The sequence below is a fragment of the uncultured Amaricoccus sp. genome (assembly GCF_937858865.1).
In the GTDB taxonomy this organism is placed as follows: domain Bacteria; phylum Pseudomonadota; class Alphaproteobacteria; order Rhodobacterales; family Rhodobacteraceae; genus Amaricoccus.
The window spans coordinates 1-2,309 of record NZ_CALLYO010000363.1 but is presented as its reverse complement, the minus strand read 5'-3'; the positions used below and the strand labels follow the sequence as shown (position 1 = coordinate 2,309).

Sequence of the window (2,309 nt, the reverse complement as noted above, 5' to 3'; positions counted from 1 at the left end):
CGAGGCCCGGCTCGAGCTCGGGTTCATGTGAGCGGACCCGCGGCCGTTCAAGCCGCGAAACTTGTTTTGCCGCATATCAAGTGGTAACCCTTGATATCAGCGTAATCAAGCCGGCGGACCCCTCATGGCGCCAGCAGCGAAGCCGAGAGCCGGGACGGCCGCGATCCTGACCGGCGATCTCGTAGGCTCGACCGAGAAGCCGGTCGCCGCGCTCGAGCAGGCGATGCAGGCGCTGGCCGAGACGGCGCGCGGCATTTCCGCCTGGACCGGCGCCGACACGCGCTTCACCCGCTATCGCGGCGACGGCTGGCAGATCTATGTCGCCGTGCCCGGCCTCGGGCTCCGCGCCGCGCTCACCATCATCGCGCGCCTCAGGGCGGCCGACGCCGGCCTTGCCACCCGCGCCGCGATCGGCATCGGCCGCATCGACGGCATGGGATCGGGGGATCTGGCGGACGGGCACGGGCCGGCCTTCGAGACCTCCGGCCATGCGCTCGACCGGATGCCGCGGACGCGGCGCCTCGTCATCGACGGCGACGGCGTCACGACGCTCCACCGCATCGTCGTCGACCTGCTCGACGAACGGACGGCGCGCTGGACCCGCGAGCAGGCCGAGGCGATGGCGCTGCACCTCGCGCCCGACAATCCCACGCTCACCGACATCGCGCCGCGGCTCGGCATCTCGCCGCAGGCGGTCAACTACCGCCTCGCCGGCGCCGGCGGCACCGCCATCCGCCACGCGCTGCGCGACTGGGAGGCGGACTTCGCCGGCACCGCCGCGGGCAATGCCGCATGACGGCCCCTCTCGCCCTCGCGTACCATCGTGCTTGAGACGGCGGCCGCCCTGACCTTCGGCCATGCGCTCGCCGACTTCATCATGCAGACCGACGAGATGGTGCGCCAGAAGGGGCGTCCGCATGTCCTGCTGCTGCACGTCTGCATCGTCACCCTGGTGAGCTGGGCGGCGCTCGGCCTGCCGCTCGAGCCGCTCCTCCTCATCCTCGTCGCCGTCAGCCACTTCGTCATCGACTGGCTCAAGCTCCGCCACGGCGGCGGCGGCTTCGGCCCCTTCGCCATCGACCAGGCGGCGCATCTCGCGGTCATCGTCATCGGCGCCAGCCTGTTCCCGGGCGCCTGGGACGCCGGCCTCTGGGCAAACGCGCCCGGCGCCTTCGCCCTCCTGCCGCAGGCGATGGCGCTCGGCGCCGGCTTCGTGCTCGCCGTCTGGGGCGGCGACTATGCGGTGCGGGCGCTCATGTCCGACCTCAAGCCCCCCGACCCGGCCAGCCTGCCGCGCGGCGGGCGGCTCATCGGGCGGCTGGAGCGGGCGATGATCCTGATGCTGGTGATCGCCGGCCAGCCCGACGGCATCGGCTTCCTGATCGCCGCCAAGTCGCTGCTGCGCTTCAACGACCTCGCGCACGACAAGGACCGCGGCGTCAGCGAGTATGTCATCATCGGGACGCTCGCGAGCTTCGCCTGGGGCCTCGTCGTCGCCTTCGCCACCCACCTCGTCCTCGTTGCCCTCGGCCCTTGAGGCGCGGCGGCAACCGCACTACTTCAGGGACGAACCGTCGCGAGGACACGCATGTTCGGCATTCCCGGCAAGCCGCCCGTCACCATGACGCCGGCGGCGGAAACGCAGATCGCCCGCCTGATGCAGAAGGGCGGCAGCAAGGGGCTGCGCATCGGCGTCAGGAAGGGCGGCTGCGCCGGCATGGAATACACCATGGAGTATGTCGACGAGATCCATCCGCACGACGAGGTGGTGGAGAGCAACGGCGCCCGGGTGATGATCGCGCCGATGGCGCAGATGTTCCTCTTCGGCACCGAGATCGACTATGCGACCGGGCTCGTCGAGTCGGGCTTCCGCTTCAACAACCCCAACGTCACCGAGGCCTGCGGCTGCGGCGAATCGATCAAGTTCGCCGACACGTGACATGGCGGTCTCCGCCGCCACCCGCGCCTTCGTGCTCGAGCTCTTCGACGGCCTCGGCCGCCTGAGCGCCCGCGCCATGATGGGCGGCCTCACCCTCTACCGCGACGGCCAGGTCTTCGCGATCGTCGCCGGCGGAGAGCGCATCTACCTGAAGGCCGCCGGACCTCTCGCCGAAGCGCTCGCCGCCGAGGGCGCCGAGCAGTTCGCCTACACCCGCCGCGACGGCGTCACCGCCCGCATGGGCTACTGGTCGCTCCCCGACGCCGCCGTCGACGACCCCGAGGCCGCCTGCGACTGGGCCCGCCGCGCACTGGCGGCCGGCGCCGGCTGATCCCTTGCGTCACCCGGCGTCTTCGCGCCAATCTGTGTC

Annotated in this window: 4 protein-coding genes; all 4 read left to right on the top strand. The window is 71.4% G+C overall.

Annotation, left to right across the window (positions count from 1 at the left end; all coding sequences use genetic code 11):
• Positions 1-124 precede the first annotated feature (124 nt).
• The 4 genes from Q0112_RS10465 to Q0112_RS10450 are packed head-to-tail and all read left to right on the top strand — an operon-like array spanning position 125 to position 2,270.
• The gene (locus Q0112_RS10465; protein WP_297974902.1) at positions 125-796 is read left to right on the top strand and encodes a hypothetical protein; all 672 of its coding nucleotides are present in this window, start codon (positions 125-127) and stop codon (positions 794-796) included.
• Between the two features lie 27 nt (positions 797-823).
• Positions 824-1,537 (top strand): DUF3307 domain-containing protein, encoded by a 714-nt coding sequence (locus Q0112_RS10460; protein ID WP_297974899.1) that lies wholly within the window; start codon positions 824-826, stop codon positions 1,535-1,537.
• A gap of 51 nt (positions 1,538-1,588) precedes the next feature.
• Positions 1,589-1,939, top strand: coding sequence for an iron-sulfur cluster assembly accessory protein (locus Q0112_RS10455; RefSeq protein WP_297974896.1), 351 nt, complete (start codon positions 1,589-1,591; stop codon positions 1,937-1,939).
• A 1-nt stretch (position 1,940) separates the two neighbouring features.
• Positions 1,941-2,270, top strand: a complete 330-nt coding sequence (locus tag Q0112_RS10450) for a TfoX/Sxy family protein (protein ID WP_297974893.1) — start codon at positions 1,941-1,943, stop codon at positions 2,268-2,270.
• The last annotated feature ends 39 nt before the right edge of the window (positions 2,271-2,309 follow it).